Source organism: Actinomadura hibisca NBRC 15177, assembly GCF_001552635.1.
GTDB lineage: Bacteria > Actinomycetota > Actinomycetes > Streptosporangiales > Streptosporangiaceae > Spirillospora > Spirillospora hibisca.
The window spans coordinates 70,766-89,927 of the sequence record NZ_BCRO01000027.1 but is presented as its reverse complement, the minus strand read 5'-3'; the positions used below and the strand labels follow the sequence as shown (position 1 = coordinate 89,927).

Genomic DNA, 19,162 nt, shown 5'->3' with positions numbered 1-19,162 from the left:
ACCCTCATGCGACCCGCAGGACCAGACCCCGCCCGGGCATCCGACCCACCGCCGGAATGGACGCTGGTGCGGATGAGCGCGGGCGCCTGGATCAACCAGGCCCTGCACGCCGTCGCCAGGTTCGGCGTCGCCGACCTGCTCGGCCACGGCCCCGCCAGCGCCGACGACCTGGCCGCGCGGTTGGACGTCCAGCCCCGCCCGCTGTACCGCCTGCTGAGAGCGCTGGCCGGGCTGGGAGTCTTCCATCAGGAACCCGACGGTCGCTTCGCCCTCACCCCGCTCGGCGCTCCGCTGCGGACCGACGCGCCCAACTCGGTCCGCCACACGCTGCTGATGCTGGGCGGCGAGCAGTACCGCGCGTGGGCGTCCTTCCAGGACGCGATCCGCCTCGGCGGCACCGCCTTCGCCCACCATCACGGCGTCGGGGTGTTCGAGTACTACCGGGACCGGCCCGAGGAGTCCGCCATCTTCAACGCGGCCATGCGGGAGCTGTCGCGCGACGAGGATCCGATCATCAGCCACACCCACGACTTCGCCCGGGCCACCAGGGTCATGGACGTGGGCGGCGGCACCGGCGGACTCCTGTCGCGGCTGCTGGCCGACCACGCGCACCTGTCCGGCGTCCTGTTCGACCAGCCCGCGACGGTCGGGCTCGCGCGGGACCGCGGCGAGCTCCCGGTGGACCGGTGCGTCCTCGTCGGCGGGGACTTCCGCGACACCGTGCCCCGGGGAGCCGACCTCATCGTGGTCAAGAACACGCTGCACAACTGGGCCGACGACGACGTGGTCGCCATCCTGCGCAACTGCCGCGCCGCCCTGCCCGCGGGCGGGGAGCTGCTGGTCTGCGAGCGCACCATCGGCGAGCCCAACCAGCCCTCGTTCGCCCACCTGCTGGACCTGCACATGATGGCGACGCCCGGCGGTCAGGTCCGCACGGTCGGCGAGCACGCCGCCCTGCTCCGGGAGGCGGGTCTCCTGCTCACCGGGCACGTCCCCACGGCGGCCATCGACATCATGACCGCCAGCCCGGCCTGACCCGGAGTGGACCGGTCGTGGTGCAGGCGGACTGGACCTTTCCCGGCGCGGCGGACGGACGTGACGATGGCTGGGCGGTCGGGTGACCGCGCCAGCAGACGCCGCCCCGCTGAGGCGTCTGCTGGCCGGAAGGGCGCGGCCTCCGCTTCAGAGCCCCCCGAAGCGGAGGCCGCGCCCGATCCGGACCCTCCGTCCGGCCGTTCCCTGCCCAGGCCGGACCGCTCATCACCGCTAGCCGGTCCGTACTGGTCATGGCGGTCTCCGGCGGCCGGGAGGAGTTTCGGAGGTGGCGGGCCGCACGTCCCGCTCCGACCTACGAAGAGAGGGATGAGCATGATCGCTCGTCACCGGAACGCGCGTCGCCTCCTCACCACGATCGTCACGGGAACGGGGCTGGCCGCGCTGTCCCTGTTCGCCGTCACCCCCGCCAGCGCGACCCCGTCGTGCGCGTCGGGCAAGGTGTGCCTGTTCAGCGGGAGCAGCTACACCGGGACCCAGCACGACGTCACGCCGACCGGTTCCTACACATCGCTGCCGTTCGCCCCGGGTTCCGGGATCAACAACTCCACCAGCAGGGTCGGCCTGTTCGACGTCGACTACGCCGTCATCGTGACCTGGGACGCGCCCGGCCAGTCCGGCCAGTGCGGAAGCTGCCGGTCGGCGGTGTCCACTCCGGCGGCCTACCTCAAGACCGTGAGCTAGCCGCTTTGGGGGGAGGCCGGCTCACTCCGTCACCGGTGCGCCTGCGAGAAGGCGCACCGGTGACGGTCCTCTGTCTGGACGACGCGGGTCAGTAGGTGGTGAGGGTGTAGGTGACCTCGCAGCCGCCGTCGCCGTTGGACGCCTGATGCATCTGGTGCGTGCCGCTGCTCTTGCCGGCGGGGACGGCGATCGTCTGGGTGACGGTGCAGACCGGGTCGTTGGCGCTGAGAACGTCGTAGTCCTCGACCCGCACCTGAACCTTGATCTGCGACCCGGCCTTGGCTGCCAGGACGATCTCGTTGGCCGCGGTCGACCAGCCGGTGTACTGGCCCGATCCCACCGGCGTGCGCATCGGGACGTCCTTGAACGGGTAGTGGAAGTCCTCCTCCACACCCTTCATGCAGGCGAGGTCGGCCGGAGCCAGATCGGTCCATCCGGAGCCGACGGTGGGGTTGCACGTCGGCTGCCCGATCCCTCCCCACTTCCCGAACTCCCGCGCGGCGCTGGCCAGCGAGGTCCCCGCGAAGAGCTGACCGTACACCGCCATCGAGTCGCAGTCACCCTCGCCACAGTCGTCCACCCCGATCGGTTGGTACGTCACGAAGCCGACCCTGACGGTCGTGGTGCCCGCCGCGGCAGCCTGCGCCGGACCGCCGGTCGCCGCCAGGAGCGGGCAGGCCAGGAGCGCCGCCATCAGGCCCGTCCACCGGCCGCTGTTGTTCCCTCTCATGTGTCATCTCCCTCGTGTGGTCGTGAGGATCACTGTCGGCCGCCAGGGCTCGTCGCAGAAGTTCCACTTGCGGGTCATCCGCAGCGATCCGGTATCCGGGCGACGGGACCGGTGACGGTGGCCGGGAGGTGACGGCGGCCGGGACGGGCGCTAGGCTCCGGACCCGTCGAGCAGCGGGCCCAGCTGGTCGCGTCGCGAGATCCCGAGCTTGCGATAGGCGTTGGACAGGTGGACCTCGACCGTCTTGGTGGTCACGAAGAGGCGCTGCGCGACCTCCCGGTTGCTGAAGCCCTCAGCGGCCAGGGTGGCCGCGCGCAGCTCGCTGGGAGTCAGCGACTTCACGCCGGTGACGGCGGTCCTGCGCGGCCGTGCGCCGATGGCGTGCAGCTGGGTGCGCGCGGACTCCACCAGGCGGGCCGCCCCGCACTGCGCGGCCAGGTCCAGGCCCGCCGTCAGGTGGGGGCGGCTTCGCTGCCGGTCGTTGCGGCGGCGCAGCACCGCGCCCAGGTCGATCTCCGTCTTGGCCAGCTCCAGCCGCGCCGAGGCCGGCAGGAGCGTCTGGCGGGCCTCCACGAGCAGGTCCAGGGCCTCCTCGCCGCTCCTGAGCGAGGCCACCACGCGCAGGGCCCGGCCGATGGCGAAGGGGCCGCCCCAGCGCCGCGCCAGCTCCAACTCCTCCAGGGCGAGGTCCAGCGCCTCCTGCGTCCGGTCCAGCATGCGCAGGCTGTGGGCGGCCTCGGTGCGCCACGGGGCCAGCGTGGGGTTGAGGTTGCCGTGGTCGTCGCACCGCTCTCCCGCCGCCAGCGCGAACGTGAGCGCTCTGGCGTGGTCGTCCTCGGCGCGCAGCGCCATCGAGGTGGCGATGAGGTGGTAGTCGAACACTCCGTTCTGCGGCAGCGGGTCGGGCAGTCGCACCCGCGCCAGCATCGCCCTGGCCTCCTCGGCCCTGCCCTGCTCCAGCAGCGTCTCCGCGTGCAGACCGGCGATGACCGGCATCGTCACCGTCAGCGGCAGCACCCTGGACAGCCGCTGGGAGGCCAGCAGGTCCTCCTCGGCCGCCGCCAGCTCGCCGCGCCGCAGCCGGGTCATGCCCCGGTACATGTGGGTGACCACCAGGGTCATCCCGACGCCGTGGTCCTGCGCCTCCTGGTGGAGGGAGTCGTACAGGTCGGCGCCCTGGGCCAGGTCGTGGAGCGCGATGGAGAAGTAGGCGCCCAGCGCGGCCGCCCCGTTGCGCGCGGCCGCGCGCAGCTCGGGGCTGTTCAGCGCCCGGTGGGCGTAGGTGATGGCCGACGGCCGGGCGCCGTAGCAGTCCACGCAGGCGATCATGGCGTCCAGCATGGCCGCGCGCAGGGTGCCGGTGGCGGGCAGGGCGCGCAGCCGTTCGGTCCGCTGGAGCAGGCCGGTCCAGCCGACGGCGACGAACGGCACGTCCAGCAGGATGGCCTCAAGACCGCGGCGCAGGTCGTCCTCGTCGTCGGGGAGTTCCTCGATGCTCCGCGTCAGCAGGGCGACGGCCTCGTCGACCTGCCGCTCCCAGAGCATCCCGAACCCCATCGACAGCACCAGTTCGGCCCGGACGCGCGGGTCGTCGGTCAGCGACATGGCGGCCCTCATGTGCTCGATCGCCGAGGGCAGGTGGAACTGCACGGCGGCGCGTGCGGCCGCCGACAGCAGTTCGAGCCGCTCCTGGTCGGACATGGGGGCGGTGAGGGCGTGGCGCAGGTAGGTGTGCGCGGCCTCGGGCGCGCCGCGCTCCAGCGCCTGGTCGGCCGCGTGCCGCAGGATGGTGCCGTGGGTCTGGTGGCGGGCGGGCAGGTGCAGCAGGTGCGCGGCGACCTCCTCGGCCCGCGCCCGGTTGTCGGCCAGCGCGTGCGCGGCCACCGAGTGGGCCGCGATGCGCCGGCTGCGGTCCATCGCCTCGTACACGCCGGCGGCCATCAGCGGATGGACGAAGTCGAAGTGCGGCTCGAAGGCGTCGTCGGTCGCGGGCTGCAGGATCCGCACCCGGTGCAGGGAGGCGAGCGCCGCGACGACGTCCTCGGGGTCCAGGCCCGTCAGCTTGGAGATCTCCACGACGTGCGCGTGGCGGCCCAGGACGGCCACGGCCTCGGCGACCTCGGTGTGGTCGGAGGGCAGGCGGCCCAGTTCGACCGACACGCGCCGGGCGACCGCGCGGGTGCCGATGGCGACCACCTGTGAGGTGTTGTCGGTCACCGGCTCCACCCCCTCGGTGGCCAGGCCCCGGGCCAGCTCGCTCAGCAGCAGCGGGTTGCCCGCCGTCGCGCAGTGGCAGGCGTCGGTGAAGCCGGGGTCGGGGTCGCGCTCGAAGGCGTGGGCCAGCACGGTGACGGCGGCGGCGGCGCTGAGCGGGCCCGGCTCCAGGACCGTGCAGCTGGGGTCGCCGATGATGGTGTCCAGCAGCTTCACCGCCGCCCGCTGTTCGGCGGGACGCATGGCGCCGACCACCAGCAGGTTGAGGTCCTCCAGGCGGGGCTGGAGAAAGGCCAGGAGCCGCAGCGACGCCTCGTCGGCCCAGTGCAGGTCGTCCACGAGCAGGACCAGCGGTCCGTCCTGGCAGATGTTGGAGGTGAGCCAGAACAGGCTGTGCAGCAGGGAGAAGTCACCGCTGGGCGATCCGGCTCCCGCGACGCCCACGACACCGGCCGAGTCGCGGGCCGCGCCCGACAGCCAGGTCTCCCGCTGGTCGGGAGCGCTCACCATCAGCAGGTGTTCGAACAGCTGCCGCACGACGCTGAAGGCGTAGTCGCGTTCGAGCTGGGTGCACCGGGCGCTCAGGACCCGCAGCCCCGACTCGGTGGCCAGCCGCCGTGCCTGGCCGAGCAGCAGGGTCTTGCCGACGCCAGCGCTGCCGCTGACGATAAGGAACCCGCTCCCCCCGTCCGCACCGGCCGCGACGGCGGCCCGCAGTGCCTCCAGTTCCGTTTCACGTTCCAGAACGAGCTCGTGCGGCACAGAAACAAATCTGCATCTCGGCCAACAGCGTGTCAAGCGGACATCATTCCGCCAAAGGTCGTATCCGCGGCGAAACTCCTGGTCCACCCGGCCACTTCGACCGGCAGAAAGCCGCTGACCGGAACTGTCGCCACGGTCCGGCGGTTCCCATGCTGACGGTCAGCGCCCCGCGTCCCCGAGCACCGAGCATGAGGGAGGACCAGCCGTGACCGGACCCGACTTCCTGTCCGCCGCCTACGCCGAGGACCCCTACGCCCACTACGCCACGATGCGCGCCCACCACCCCCTCTACGTGCACCCGGCGACCGGCTACCACGTCGTCAGCCGCCACGTCGACGTCGTGCGGGCGCTCAAGGGTCCGCCCTTCACCAACGAGTGCTACGCGTGGCAGGCCGAGCCGGTCATGGGCGGCCGGACGATCGTGCAGATGGACGGCGCGGAGCACGCGGGCTACCGGCGGCTGCTGGGAACTCCGCTGCGCGGGCCTGACCACCACGAACGCGTCGTCCCCGAGATCGCCCGCATCTCCACCCAGCTGATCGACGGTTTCCGGCGGGACGGCCGGGTGGACCTGATGGACCGGTACGCCAGGTGGCTGCCGATCAACCTGATGGCCGCCCTGCTCGACCTGCCCGAGCGGGACCGGCCACGGTTCCAGGGCTGGTACCACGCGCTCATCGCCTTCATGTCCAACCTCGCCGCCGACCCCGACGTGGCCGCCGCCGGGCTGGCCGCCCGCGCCGACATGACCGCGTTCCTGCGTCCTCTCATCGCGCGGCGGCGCGCCGCCCCCGGCGACGACGTCCTCTCGGCGCTGTGCACGGCCCGCTTCGACGGCCGGCCGCTGACCGAGGAGCAGATCCAGGCGCACTGCTCGACGCTGGTCTCCGCCGGCGGCGACACCACCGTGTCGGGCATCGCCAACACGGTGGCGCAGCTGCTGCTGCACCCCGAGCACCTGGACGCCGTCCGCGACGACCCTGGCCTGGTCGACCGGATGCACATCGAGGCGATCCGGCTGCGTCCGCCCGCCCATCTGATCCTGCGGTACGCCGCCGAGGACGTCGAGTTGTCGGGCGGCGTCGTCCCGGCGGGGGCCACGGTCGCCTGCATGATCGGCGCCGCCAACCGCGACCCCGACCGGTTCACGCGGCCGGACGCCTTCGACCCCTACCGCGCCGAACTGGACCCCGCCCAGGCGTTCACTCCCGGGGGCGCCACCGTCACCTTCGGCCGGGGCCGGCACTTCTGTCTGGGCGCCAACCTGGCGCGGACCACCGTCGCCGTCGCCATCGGCCAGCTGCTCCGGGAGCTGCCCGACCTGCGGCTGGCCGACGGCGCGGAACTGCGGGAGGTCGGGTTCGTCACCCGCAGGCTCGCCGCCCTGGACCTCGCGTTCACCCCTGCCGCCGGGACCGACGGCACGGACCTGGCCTAGCGGCGCATCCGCACGTGCAGGCGCTCCGGGCCGCGCAGGATCATCGCGCTGGGCCGCCAGACGATCGGCCGGGTCACCGCCACCGTCCGCACGCCGTGGTCGGCCATCGCCTCGAACGCCGCGAGCGCCTCCGCCCGGGCCAGCGCGGCTCCCAGGCAGAAGTGGACGCCCTGGCCGAACGCCAGGTTCGCCATGCCGCGCCCCAGCACCATCCGGTCGGCCTCCTCGACGTGCCGCGGATCCCGGAGCGCCGACGCGAGGAAGATCTGCACCATCGCCCCCGCCGGCAGCTCGGCCGAGCCGACGCGCACCTGCTGGGAGGTGACGCGCAGGGTGCTCATCGCCGGGGAGTGCAGCCGCAGCGCCTCCTCGACGAAGTCCGGCAGCTTCGCGCGGTCCCGCCGCGCCGTCTCCCAGGGGTCGGGCCGGTGCGCCAGCCACGCCACGGTGTTGCCCAGCAGGCTCGCGGTCGTCTCGGTCCCCGCGATCACCAGGGTGACCAGGAAGTCCACCAGCTCCTGCGGCGTCAGGCCGTGGTGGTCCATGCCCTCCTGGACGATGTTGCTGACGATGCCGCCGTCGGGTTCGGCGCGCACCCGGTCGAGCGTGCCGGTCACGGTGTCGATGATCTCCTGGATCTCCGCGAGCAGGCGCCGCTGGGTCCGGTGGTCGTCCTCGGCCACGACGGTGGCCTGGAGGATCGTGCCGCTCCACCCCTGGAGCCGCCCGGCCAGCCCGCGGTCCAGGCCCAGCAGGTGGCAGATCACCGTCGCCGTCACCGGCACGGCGAACTCGCCCATGAACTCCACGTCCCGGTCGGCCGACAGCACGTGCGCGTGGTCGGCCACGATCCTGCGGATCTCGGGCGTCAGCCGCCGCACCGCGTCCCGCGTGAAGTGCGCGCCGGCCAGGCGCCGCAGGCGCGTGTGGTCGGGCGGGTCCAGGACGACCAGGCTGCCGAAGGGGTTGCGCGGCAGCCAGGCCGGGGTGTGCAGGCTGGCCTGGCGGAACAGGTCGGGCCGGGTCAGCGCGAACACGACGTCCTCGTGCCTGGTGAGCAGCCAGAACCCGGTGGCGCCGTCCCGGACCACGCCCTGTTCCCGCAGCCGGGCCAGTGCCGGGAAGGGGTCGGCGTGGTGGGCCTGGTCGGTCAGGTCCTCGCCGGTGTGCGCGGCGTCGGCCATGTCGGTCTCCTGGGATGCGCTTGCGCGAGGGATTCGCGACGGCGGCCGGGCAGCCCCCGGACCTCGATCGTGCCGACGCCGCGAGTCCCGTTCCAGGACCACTGCGTTCCCCGTCACCGGCCTTTGTGGATCTGGGCGGCGGACGCGGCGTCGCCGAGGATGGCGGCGGGGCGTCGGCGGATGCCGACGCCCCGCCGCCGGGCGGCCCTGGCCGCCTCCGTCGCGACAGGGGAGACGACCACGTGAGTCCTCGCACGACAACGGCCTACGCGGCCGGGTTCGTCGGCTGCGCCGCGATGGGGTACGCGGTCCACGTCCTGCTGTCGTCGACGGGGTGCGTCGGTTCCTGCGGCGACGCCGAACGGCACGTGGCCCTCGTCCCCACCGGCCTGTTCCTGGCCATCGCCGCGGCGTTCTTCGGAGCCCGGCTGGTCTTTCCGGGGATCTTCCTGTTCCTCGGCGTCGGAGCGGTGACGGTCACCGGCCAGGGCGTGGCCCCGGTCCTGCTGGGCGCGTCCCTGCTGGCGGTCGGCCTGCTGATCGTGGCCGTCGGTCTGCTCTCCGGCCGGGCCGCGCGGCGCGCGGCGCGACGCCGGAGCGTCCTGGCGTCCGAGGGTTCGGGCGCGGTGGCGACCGTGCTGGGGGTCCAGGACACCGGCGTGCGGGTCAACGGCAGGCGGCGGGTGGTGTTGCGGGTGCGGATCGAACCGGTCGACGGTCATCCCGCGTTCGAGGCCGACAAGACCCTGCTGACGCGGCCCGACGCGCCGTTCCGGCCCGGCCAGCGGCACCCGGCGCTCTACTTCCCCGACCGGCCCGAGGAGTTCGGCCTGGTCACCGGCGTCGGTGACCGTTCCGCCCTGCCCGCGGGCCTGCGTCAGGCCGTCGACCGCCTCGACCGCGAAGGTGAGGCTCCCCGGTGATCGGCGGCGACGGCCCGCACGGCCTTACCGCGGTTCGAAGCGCGCCTGGAAGAACCGCAGCGAGGCGGGCTCGTACACCATGCGCAACCCGGTGATCTGCTTGCGGTCCTGGTAGAGGTCGATGCAGCTCTGGGCCACGTAGTCCATGTGCAGGTTCGAGTAGACGCGGCGCGGGATCGTCAGGCGGACGGTCTCCAGTTGCGGGCGTCGGTTCTCTCCCGACCCGTGGTCGCGTCCGGCGCTGACGCGTCCTCGTTCCATCGCGCGGACGCCGCTGTCGGTGTACAGCGCGGCGGCCAGGCTCTGGGCCCGGAACGCCTCGGGCCTCAGGTGGGCCAGGAAACGGTCGGCGTCGACGAACACCGCGTGCCCGCCGACGGGCGTGACGATCGGGACTCCCGCGTCGGCCAGCTGCCGTCCCAGGTAGTGCACCTGCCCGACCCTGCTGGCGATGTAGGCGTCGTCGACCATCTCGTAGATGCCCCGGGCCACCGCCTCCATGTCCCGGCCCGCCATCCCGCCGTAGGTGTGCAGGCCCTCGAAGACCACCACCATCTCCTTGGCGGCCGCGAAGAACTCCTCGTTGTCGGTGGCCAGGAAGCCTCCGATGTTGACCAGGTTGTCCTTCTTGGAGGACATCGTGCAACCCTCGCCCAGCGCCATCATCTTCTTCAGGATGGTGCGCACGGTGACGTTCTGGTAGCCGGGCTCGCGCTGCTGGATGAGGTAGGCGTTCTCCACGGCGCGGGTCGCGTCGAAGATGATGGGAATGCCGTGCGGTTCGGCCCAGCGCGCGACCTGTTCGACGTTGGCCATCGACATCGGCTGCCCCCCGGCCATGTTGACGGCGGGGGCCAGGGAGATGTAGGCGATGGACTCCGGGCCGTTGGCGTCGGCCAGGCGTTGCAGCTTGGCGATGTCGACGTTGCCCTTGAACGGGTCGTCGCTGGTGGGGTCGTGGGCTGAGTCCACGATGCAGTCCACGAACCGTCCCCCGGCCCGCTCCACGTGCTCGCGGGTGGTGGTGAAGTACATGTTCATGGGAACGAACTGGCCCGGCTTGATCCTGAGCTGGGAGGTGATGTGCTCGGCGGCCCGACCCTGGTGGGTGGGCACCAGGTGCCGGAAGCCGTAGACCTCCCGCACCGCCCGCTGGAGGTGGTAGAAATTGCGCGCTCCGGCGTAGGACTCGTCGCCCAGCATCATCCCCGCCCACTGCCGGTCGCTCATGGCGTTGGTCCCGGAGTCGGTGAGCAGGTCGATGTAGACGTCCTCACTGCGCAGCAGGAAGGTGTTGTACCCGGCCTGGGCGATCGCCCGCAGCCGGTCGGCGTGGCTCTTGAGCCTGATCGGCTCCACCATCTTGATCTTGTAGGGTTCGGCGGTCACTCTGTTCGGCACGGTCATCACTCGCTCGGTCGGAGTCGGCTGGCGGGGACACGGGCGTCGGCGGCGCACGGCGGCGCGGGGCCGGTCGCGGCGGGGCCGACGTCCTCGTGACCGACGACCACTGTCCCTCCGCAGCGGGTCGGGCCGACATGACCACTTACGTGCCGGTAATCTCCGCGAGCGGATCAGAAGGTCCCCCCAGGGCCGGACTCAGGCCAGGTCGAGCCAGGACCCCTCGGCGGCCGGCGCGTGCGGCGTGAAGGTGGCGGGCATCGAGACGTAGCCGTTGGCCGCCGCGATCGAGGGGTAGCGCCGGGCCTCCGCCTCCCGCACGCGGTAGTCGGGCATCCGCGTCAGCACCTCCCGCAGCACGGTCGCGAACACCACCCGCGCCAGGTGCGCGCCCACGCAGCGGTGGATCCCGGCGCCGAGGGCCAGGTGACGGTTGGGCGAGCGGGCCAGGTCGAGGTGGCCGGGGTCGGGGAAGACGGCGGGGTCGCGATTGGCGGCGGCGAACGACAGCATGACCCGCTCTCCCGCGCCGATCCGCTGGCCGCCGAGCACGACGTCGCGCGTGGCGGTGCGGGCGAGCATCTGCACCGGCGCGAAGAAGCGCAGGAACTCGTCGGTCGCGGCCGTCAGCAGGCCGGGGTCGGCGGCCAGGCGACGCCGCTGGTCGGGATGGCGGTGCAGCCAGTGCAGGGCGTTGGCCAGCAGCGAGGTCGTGGTGTCGACGCCGCCGGCCAGCACGGTGGTGCACATGCCGGTCAGCCGCTCGGCGTCGAGCGGCTCGCCCTCCACCCGCGCGGCGACCAGATGGGAGATCAGGTCGTCGGCGGGCCTGCGCCGCCGCTCCTGGATGCTCTGCTGGACCGCCTGGACGATGTCGCCCATGCCCCGCGCGGCCACGTCGAACTCCTCGGTGCCCGGCGTGGTGTAGGTCATCTGGTGGATCGTGGCCGCGAAGCGCTCCCAGTCGGCCAGCGGGATGCCCAGCAGCTTCATCGTCACGACGGCGGGCACCGGCGTGGCCAGGTCGAGGACCAGGTCCATGCGTCCGGCCCGGCTGACCCGGTCCAGGCAGGCGGCCGTCACCCGGCGCGTGTAGGGCTCCCACCGCCGGGCCGCCTCGGGCGACAGGCGCGGGTTGAGCAGGCGCCGGTAGTGGAAGAACTCCGGCGGGTCCAGCTCGATGGGGATCGAGCGGCGGGGAAAGGCGGGGATCATGATGCCCTGGTAGCCGCCGGGCGCGCCGGTGAGGTCGTGGGCCGAGGAGAACGCGGCGTCGTCGCGGATCGCCTCGACGAGCGGGGCGTGCCCCGAGACCAGCCAGAAACCGCCGTGCCGTTCGGTCCAGGCGACCGGGCACCCGGCGGCGTTGCGCTCGCTGATCTCCTGCCAGCCGTCGCGGTACTCGCGGGAGTGGTGGTCGAAGTCGACGACCGGACGTGCGGCGTCTGGGTTCGGGTGCGTCATCTCGGCTCCTCGCTCGGACCGCGGTGTCACGGTGCCACGGTGCCACGGTGAGCCCATGCAGCCAGGCACGCCCGGTCCCGGCCAGTCCCACTGAGCCGCCAACCTCACGCGGCAGTGGCCCGGGCGGCGTCCGGCGCCGCGGCGGCGATCGCCGCCGCGGTCCTTTCCCCCGTTCCTCCCGCGCACGCCGCCGACCCCGTCGACTACAAGATCGAGTGGATGTCGCAGAGCGACGGCGGATGCGTGGTCCGGCACACCCTCAAGAAGGTCGGCGTCGTCTTCTGAGACAGCGGGCCCCGAACGGGCGGACCGGTCGGTTTCGTCGTTAAGTGGCCCTTCATCGTCCAGCCGGACCACCCGAGCATGAGCGGACAGGATCCAGACTCCGACGAGCGAGGGGTGGCGGGCCCATGCGTTCCTCCCCGGTGGACGCCCGGTCGAGCGTCGTCACCGGGCGCGACACCTGGCGCCCGGTGCTGTTCGACCCGGCCGACCCCGCCGACCGGCGGTGCCTGGAGCGGCTCGAACGCGCCGGCGCCATCCTGTGCAGGTACGACACCCTCCCGCAGCAGATCCGGCAGCTGGCCCGCAGCCGCCACCCTCGGCACGCCCGGGACGAGGTCCGGCTCGACCGGCTCGCCGAGGAGATCCTGGTCGGCCTGCCGCCCGACCGGTACGGCAGGTGGGTCTGGTATCCCTGGTCGGCCCGGCTGGTGCGGCTGCTGCCCGAGGCCGAGTTCCGGGAGCTGCGCGCCGACCGCAACCGGAACAAGATCACGCAGGTGGAGCAGGCGGTCCTGGCCACCAAGCGCATCGGTGTCGTCGGCCTGTCGGCCGGGAACGCGGCGGCCCTCACCCTGGCCCAGGAGGGGGTGGGCCGCGCCTTCCGGATCGCCGACTTCGACCTGGTCGAGCTCTCCAACACCAACCGCCTGCGCGCGGCCGTCCACGACCTCGACCTGCCCAAGACGGTGCTCACCGCCCGCCAGATGTTCGAGCTCGACCCCTACCTCGACGTCCAGGTCCTTCCCGAGGGCGTCGACCCGCGCTCGGTCGAGGACTTCGTGCGGGGCGACGGCGGCCTGGACCTGGTGGTCGAGGAGTGCGACGACCTCCACCTGAAGGTGGTCGTCCGGGAGGAGGCCCGCCGCGCCCGGGTCCCGGTGCTGATGGAGACCAACGACCGCGGGATGCTCGACGTCGAGCGCTTCGATCTCGAACCCGACCGGCCCGTCTTCCACGGCCTGCTCGGCGGCGTCGACGCCCGGGATCTGCGGGGCCTGTCCACCCGCGACAAAGTGCCCTACGTCCTGGCGCTGCTGGACGCGGGGCGGATCAGCGACCGGATGGCCGCCTCCCTGCCCGAGATCGACCACACGCTGTCGTCGTGGCCGCAGCTGGCGTCGGGAGCGATGCTGGGCGGTGCGGTGGCCACCGAGGCCGCCCGGCGGATCCTGCTGGGTGAGGCCGTCCCATCCGGCCGGATCTACGTCGATCCACTGGCCGACCTGGACGGTGACCGGTTCCTGTACCGTCGGCCGGTCCCGCCGCCCGCGCCGGCGGCGGTCGCGCCCGGCGTCCCGGCGGCGCCCGCCGTGCCCTCGCAGCCGCCGCCATCGCCGGCGGGCCCGATCACCACGGACATGGTGCGGTGGGTGGTCGCGATGGGTGCGCTGGCGCCCTCCCCGCACAACGCCCAGCCCTGGCGGTTCGTCTGGCGCGCCGCCAGCGCGCTGATCGAGTGCAGGCACGACGCGAGCCGCGACCTTCCCACGCTGGACTTCGAGCACGGCGCGACGTGGGCCACCTTCGGCGCGGTGACGGAGAACCTGCGGATCGCCGCCGCCGAGCTCGGGCTGCGCACGCGCGTGCTGACCTGGCCCGATCCCGGCGACCCCGACCTGGTGTGCACCGTGCACCTGACGCCGGGCGCGGCGTCGGCCGGCCACCCGCTGGCCGCCTGGCTGACACGCCGGGTCACCAACCGGCGGCGGGACGCCCGGCGGCCGGTCGACGCCGCGACCCTGGAGGCGCTGACCGCCACCTGCACCTCGCTGGGAGCGCGGCTGCAACTGTGCGTCTCCGACGGCGACGTAGCCCGGTTGGCCCGGCTGATCGGCGCGGCCGACCGCGTCGGGACGCTGAACCCGGCCATCCACCGCGAGACGATGCCCGGACTGCGCTGGACGCCGGCCGAGGCCGAGGCGCTGCCGCACGGCATCGACGTGGCCACGATGGAGCTCAGTCCCGCCGAACTCGCCGGGCTGCGTCTGGTCTCCCAGAGCAGGGTGGTCCGGCTGCTGGCGCGCACCGGCGGCGGGGCGGCGCTGGAGGAGGTGGCCCGCGACCAGGCGGCCGCCGCCTCGGCGATCGGGCTCGTCAGCGTGCCCGGGCTCTCGCGCGACAGCTTCTTCCTCGGCGGCCGGGCGCTGCAGCGGCTGTGGCTGGAGGCCTCGGCGCGCGGGTTGTTCCTGCAACCGATGACCAACCTGCCGTACCTGCTGGCCCGCCTGGAGCGCGGCGCGGGCGCCGGTTTCTCGGCGGCCGAACGGCAGGAGCTGCACGCGCTGGGCCGCGACTACCGGCGGCTGTTCCCACCCGAGGCCAACCACGCGCAGGTGGTGCTGTTCCGGTTGGGGATCGCCGGGCCGCCGACGGCCAGATCGCTGCGGATGCCGCTCGACCAGGTCCTCCGGCTCGGGTGAGCGCCGGTCAGGCGGCGCCGCGCCACGACGACGCCGTCCGCGTCATGAGGCGCAGGACCTGGTCCAGGCGGTCGGGAGCCAGGTGCCCGTAGCCGAGTACGAGCCGGTCCTCGCGATCGGCCCCGCCGACCGCGCAGTCCTTCATCAGCGGCACCACCACACCCCGTCCTCGCAGCCGGTGGACGTAGTCCTCGGCGGAGACGGCCGACGGCAGGCGGATGACGACGTGGTCACCGGCGGCGTCCCCCGTGACCTCGGCTCCCGGCAGGTGACGGCCGAAGGCACGGCGGATGAGTTCGCGGCTGTGCGCGTGCTGGCGGGCCAGGCGCCTGACGTGACGCAGGACGGTTCCCTCGCGCAGGAGCTGGGCCATCGCCGCCTGCATCAGCACCGGCGGCGGACCGGCCTGGCGTTCCAGGCGCAGGCGCAGGTCCCGGGCCAGGTCCCGTCCGGTGACGACGTAGGAGAGCCGCACCAGCGGCGCCACGACCGCGTCGAAGGAACCGGTGTAGGCCACCTGGCCCGGCGCGCCCGTGGCCAGCATGGTGGGCGGCGGCGGTTCCTGCCGGCAGAACTCGTAGCCGGAGTCGTCCTCCACGACCAGCGCGCCGCTGTCACGCGCCCAGTCGACGATCGCGGTGCGCCGTGCCGTGGACAGCACCGCACCGGTCGGGAACTGGTGGCCCGCCGAGACCACGGCGAGGGCCGCCCCGTCCGGCAGCGTCTGGGGAACCAGTCCCAGCGCGTCCACGGGACACCGGTCCAGGAACGTGCCGTGCCCGGTGAGGGCGTCACGGATCGCCGCCGAGCAGGGGTCCTCGACGACCACGCCGTCGCCCGGGCGGACCAGCGAACCGGCCAGCAGCCCGACGGTGTGGGCCACCGAGGTGGTGATCACGATCTGGTCCGCGGCGCACGCGACGCCGCGCCACTGCCGCAGGTGCCCGGCGACCGCCGTCCGCAGCTCCAGGCTGCCGTGCGCGGAGGTGTCCCAGGCGGTGTCGAGGTGGTGGCTGGCCTGCCGCCACGCGGCACGCCACGCCTCCACCGGGAACGACCGGTAGCCGGTCTGTCCCGGTGTCAGGTCCGCCAGCACGGGGTGGAGCCGGGATGTCCGGCCCTGAGGTGGCGAGGACGGTCCAGCAGAGGCGGCGGCGCCCGTCCGCTGCCGTCGGGCGACGAAGGTGCCCGAGCCGGGCCGGGCCTCCAGCCACCCCGACGACAGGAGCGCGTCGAACGCCGAGACCACCACCGAACGGGAGACCCCGAGCGCCCGGGCCAGGTTCCGGGTCGAGGGCAGCCGGTCCCCCGGCGCCAGGGCCCGGCCCAGGATCGCGGCACGCACCTGGCCGACGAGCTGGTCGTGGAGCGATGCCGGGTCGTCCCGGCGCAGGTGGAGCGGGATGTGCAGGGGTTGCGAGTAGCGCATGACGACGCCGCCTTCGGCACGCGGCCCCGGGACCGGACCCGAGGTCTCCTGGGAATGACACGGCCAAGGATGGCTGCGCGGAGCGGGCACGGGCATTGCGGTCGCCCACCGGTACGTCCCCTAAGAATTTCCCGCCCCCACCCTGAGAATAGGCGGGACCGATCAGCTCCCAGCGGCGGAGAAGAGGGCGATGGTGGCGGGCAGGATCTCCTCCAGATGGCCCGCCGGACTGTAGTTGAGGTAGATGAGTTCGACTCTGCGGGTCGGCGGGAAGTGGCCCTCCAGGCAGGGCACCACGTGCTGGAAGGCGTGCCCGGCGGCGAACGAGGGCCGCAGGGCGAGCTCGCGGAAGCTGATGCTGGTCTCCAGCATCGGGCCGAAGCGCTCGACGGCGTGTGCGCGGGCGAGCCGCACCAGCAGACCGGCGAGGAGACCGCCGCGCCGGTCCGGATGGACCCAGAGCCCGCCGAAGTGGCAGGTGTCGCCGCTCAGGTCCGCCCGCAGCAGCAGGCGCGGCCCCTCCTGCCCGGTGAGCGCGGCGGGCAGCGGATCGAACCACAGGCGCATCGACTCCAGGAGCCACCGCAGGTCCACGTTCCTGAACACGCGTGCCGCCACGCATCCCACGGTCAGGCCGGTGGCGTCCCGGACCTCGATCCAGAAGGACTCGTTCCCCGCGGCCGGGCCGCACTTCGGGTCGAAGGTGGGGTTCACGCCGTCGGCGCACGGAGCGGTGTCCATGTGCCGCGCCCACAGCGCCATGTCGTGCCGGATCCCGACCGTCAGCTCCTGACGTCGGCACCACGCACGGCCGACCTCGTGAAAACGACGCAGATCCCGGAGCTGTCCCTGAGTGAGCAGTGGTTGACGATGAATCGTGCCCTGAGCGTTCATGAGGCGCCTCGTTTCTCGAACGTCCTCATTGCAGGCCCGTGCCGCGCGAGCCGACAACGACCGCTCAGCGTCCGGGTGGGACGGACCACAAACCGTCCCGGCCGCCCCGCGGCCCGCGCTGACTGGCCTCCCGCAGCTCGTCGCTGAGTGGCCCTTCGCGGCCCCGCTCACCCGGCTGAACGATGAAAGCCGTTGTCCGTCACTCCGCCTGGGGGCCTCATGCCGCTCGACCTGTCGCTGAAGCCGTGTTCCGTCGAGACGGCCGCGCTGGACCCGCTGGACGCCGACACGGTGCTGCGCGACCTGCCGCGCATGAACGCCACCGACGATCTGACGGCCCTGGTCGACGCCCTGGACACCCTCACCCGCCGGGCGCGGCGGGTGGCGACGCACCTCAGGCGGACCGAGTGCGTCGCCGCGACGCGCGACCTGGGCATGCTCCTCGGGTCGATCCGGCGGCTGGGCACCCAGCCGGTGTCGGCCGTCCCCGAGGTCGGCGACGTCCTGCTGGAGCTGGCGCGGCGCACTCGGGCGGTTCCCCGCGACACCATCTCGCACTACGGGGCGTGCAACCCGCGCGGCTCCCGCCAGCGCATGTACCTGGGCGGCACGGCCGAAGCGGCGATGATCGAGTCCGTCCGCGTCTCCGAGCAGGCCGTCCACCAGGCCATCGACCACCTGTGGCGGCTGGAGCAGGCCGACGTCGCCGATCCGGAGTTCGCGCGCCGGTGCGCGGCCGTGGCCACCCTGCTGGACGTGCCCGTCCTGGCGATCGACCTCATCCGGGACGACGTGCCGCCCCAGTTCTTCGCCCAGCGGATGCGGCCGTTCTTCGAGGCGGTGCGGATCGGCGGAACCGACTACCTGGGGCCGGCGCCCGCGCAGATCCCCTTCTTCGTGCTGGACACCCTGCTGTGGGGCGCCGAGCGCGGCGATCCCGACCACGCCCGGCTCCAGGACGAGATGCCGCTGTACAACAGCGTCGAGATCCGCGCGTTGCACGGCGGGCTGGCGGGCGGCAGGCCGCTGGTCCCCAGGGTCGTGACCGCGCTGGCCGAGCACCGGGCGCCGGGGCTCGACTCGCCGGTGCAGACGAGCGCGCGGGCGCTGGCCGAGGTGCTGAGGAAGCTGGTGGTCTTCCGCGGGCGGCATCTCAGCTACGCCCGGCGCGGGCACGACCGGCGGATCCGCGTCCTCGACCACGGCAGCGCCGGTCACACCGTCGACCTGCTGAAGGTGGTGCTGGCCCACACCCGCGACCACCAGCACCTGCTCCAGCAGGCGATGGCCGGGCGGCCGTGCGGCGGCTGAGGACCGGGCCGACCGGCGCGGACGTCCCCGCTCCGTCGCTCAATGGCTAGGGCGATCTTTGGGGTCGGCTCCCCATGTCCTCCCCAGTGGCCCGGCGGCGATGCTGATGCCAGTGCACGCTGGGCGAAGGGGACGACATGGCAAGCACGCTGGCGGCGGAGCCGGGCACCGGGGGCGGGCTCAAGTCCGTGTTGTGCGCGATGGAGCTGCTGACCTGTTTCACCGCGCAGGAGGAACTGGGGGTCACCGAGCTGGCCCGCAGGCTGGGGGTGTCCAAGAGCACCGCCCACCGGTTGCTGTCGACACTGCGGGCCCGTGGTTTCGTCGAGCAGGACCCCGAGTCGGCCAACTACCGGCTGGGGTTGCGGATCATCGAGCTGGGCTACGCGGCCGTCAACCGGGTCCGCATCCGGCAGACGGCCCTGCCGATGCTGGAACACCTGCGGCAGGCGACCGCGTGCACAGTGCACCTGGCCGTTCCCGACGGGCCGGACGTGGTCTACCTCGAACGGCTGGTGCCCGCGCGGCAGCTGCCCGACTTCGCCGACATCGAGCGGCGCATCCCCGCCCACCGCACCAGTTCGGGCAAGGTCATGGCCGCCTTCAACCCGTCCCTGGCCCGGCAGGCCGGGCAGGTGGCACGGGCGGCCGAGCCCGCGGGCGCCGGGACGGCCGGGGCCTTCGACCGGTCGCTGGCCGAGGCGCGGGCGCGCGGCACCGCGGTCACCGACGACGTGGTCAGCATGGGGTTCACCTCGGTGGCGGCGGCGCTGCGGGACGGCGCGGGGGTGGCCAGGGCCGCGATCTCGGTCGTCGGTCCGCAGCGGGAGATGGCCGCCCACCTGGACCGGCTGTCCCGGTTGGTCGGCTCGGCGGCGGTCAGGCTGGAACGTTCGTTGTGCCTGTGAGAGCGGGTGCCGGTGAGCGCGGGCGCGGGCGGGCCCCGGCGACAGCTTAATGATCATGCGAT

Annotated in this window: 16 protein-coding genes; 8 read left to right on the top strand and 8 right to left on the bottom strand. The window is 73.2% G+C overall.

Annotated elements, in window-relative coordinates; genetic code table 11:
- Positions 1-72 precede the first annotated feature (72 nt).
- A complete protein-coding gene (locus AH6_RS13915) occupies positions 73-1,035 on the top strand; it encodes a methyltransferase (protein WP_169807849.1) in 963 nt (320 codons plus the stop codon).
- A 333-nt stretch (positions 1,036-1,368) separates the two neighbouring features.
- The gene (locus AH6_RS13910) at positions 1,369-1,737 is read left to right on the top strand and encodes a peptidase inhibitor family I36 protein (protein ID WP_067479330.1); all 369 of its coding nucleotides are present in this window, start codon (positions 1,369-1,371) and stop codon (positions 1,735-1,737) included.
- Positions 1,738-1,825: 88 nt separating this feature from the next.
- Here the strand turns inward: AH6_RS13910 and AH6_RS13905 are convergent, their stop codons facing one another.
- Together AH6_RS13905 and AH6_RS13900 are read right to left on the bottom strand one after the other, a co-directional pair.
- Complete coding sequence (locus AH6_RS13905; RefSeq protein WP_157431454.1) at positions 1,826-2,467, bottom strand: hypothetical protein; 642 nt, start codon at positions 2,465-2,467, stop codon at positions 1,826-1,828.
- A 150-nt stretch (positions 2,468-2,617) separates the two neighbouring features.
- Entirely contained in the window at positions 2,618-5,443 is a 2,826-nt protein-coding gene (locus AH6_RS13900; RefSeq protein WP_067479326.1) for an ATP-binding protein, read from the bottom strand.
- Positions 5,444-5,648: 205 nt separating this feature from the next.
- Here AH6_RS13900 and AH6_RS13895 point away from each other — a divergent pair, with 205 nt between their 5' ends.
- Positions 5,649-6,881, top strand: a complete 1,233-nt coding sequence (locus tag AH6_RS13895) for a cytochrome P450 (protein WP_067479325.1) — start codon at positions 5,649-5,651, stop codon at positions 6,879-6,881.
- Here AH6_RS13895 and AH6_RS13890 read toward each other — a convergent pair.
- On the bottom strand, positions 6,878-8,065 hold the full coding sequence (locus tag AH6_RS13890; protein WP_067479323.1) for a cytochrome P450: 1,188 nt from the start codon (positions 8,063-8,065) through the stop codon (positions 6,878-6,880). The two genes, AH6_RS13895 and AH6_RS13890, sit on opposite strands and share 4 nt — an antisense overlap.
- 113 nt (positions 8,066-8,178) lie before the next feature.
- Positions 8,179-8,307: a hypothetical protein gene (locus AH6_RS46605; protein ID WP_281180229.1), complete on the bottom strand. Its 129-nt coding sequence runs from the start codon at positions 8,305-8,307 to the stop codon at positions 8,179-8,181.
- Between AH6_RS46605 and AH6_RS13885 the strand changes: the two genes are divergently transcribed.
- Positions 8,308-8,988, top strand: a complete 681-nt coding sequence (locus AH6_RS13885) for a hypothetical protein (protein WP_067479321.1) — start codon at positions 8,308-8,310, stop codon at positions 8,986-8,988.
- A 24-nt stretch (positions 8,989-9,012) separates the two neighbouring features.
- Here the strand turns inward: AH6_RS13885 and AH6_RS13880 are convergent, their stop codons facing one another.
- A complete protein-coding gene (locus AH6_RS13880) occupies positions 9,013-10,377 on the bottom strand; it encodes a tyrosine phenol-lyase (RefSeq protein WP_218005812.1) in 1,365 nt (454 codons plus the stop codon).
- 210 nt (positions 10,378-10,587) lie between these two features.
- On the bottom strand, positions 10,588-11,853 hold the full coding sequence (locus AH6_RS13875; RefSeq protein ID WP_067479317.1) for a cytochrome P450: 1,266 nt from the start codon (positions 11,851-11,853) through the stop codon (positions 10,588-10,590).
- A gap of 114 nt (positions 11,854-11,967) precedes the next feature.
- Between AH6_RS13875 and AH6_RS43700 the strand changes: the two genes are divergently transcribed.
- Positions 11,968-12,138 carry a hypothetical protein gene (locus AH6_RS43700; RefSeq protein ID WP_157431452.1) on the top strand — a complete coding sequence of 57 codons (171 nt, stop codon included), beginning with the start codon at positions 11,968-11,970 and terminating at the stop codon, positions 12,136-12,138.
- Between the two features lie 125 nt (positions 12,139-12,263).
- Positions 12,264-14,558 carry an Rv1355c family protein gene (locus tag AH6_RS13870; RefSeq protein WP_067479315.1) on the top strand — a complete coding sequence of 765 codons (2,295 nt, stop codon included), beginning with the start codon at positions 12,264-12,266 and terminating at the stop codon, positions 14,556-14,558.
- 7 nt (positions 14,559-14,565) lie between these two features.
- Here AH6_RS13870 and pdxR read toward each other — a convergent pair whose 3' ends face one another.
- Together pdxR and AH6_RS13860 are read right to left on the bottom strand one after the other, a co-directional pair.
- Positions 14,566-15,987, bottom strand: coding sequence for a MocR-like pyridoxine biosynthesis transcription factor PdxR (gene pdxR, locus AH6_RS13865; RefSeq protein ID WP_067479313.1), 1,422 nt, complete (start codon positions 15,985-15,987; stop codon positions 14,566-14,568).
- 162 nt (positions 15,988-16,149) lie between these two features.
- On the bottom strand, positions 16,150-16,728 hold the full coding sequence (locus tag AH6_RS13860; RefSeq protein WP_169807848.1) for a hypothetical protein: 579 nt from the start codon (positions 16,726-16,728) through the stop codon (positions 16,150-16,152).
- 372 nt (positions 16,729-17,100) lie between these two features.
- Between AH6_RS13860 and AH6_RS13855 the strand changes: the two genes are divergently transcribed.
- Positions 17,101-18,192: a monodechloroaminopyrrolnitrin synthase PrnB family protein gene (locus tag AH6_RS13855; RefSeq protein ID WP_083982771.1), complete on the top strand. Its 1,092-nt coding sequence runs from the start codon at positions 17,101-17,103 to the stop codon at positions 18,190-18,192.
- A gap of 137 nt (positions 18,193-18,329) precedes the next feature.
- Positions 18,330-19,100 carry an IclR family transcriptional regulator gene (locus tag AH6_RS13850; protein WP_083982769.1) on the top strand — a complete coding sequence of 257 codons (771 nt, stop codon included), beginning with the start codon at positions 18,330-18,332 and terminating at the stop codon, positions 19,098-19,100.
- Positions 19,101-19,162: the final 62 nt, after the last annotated feature.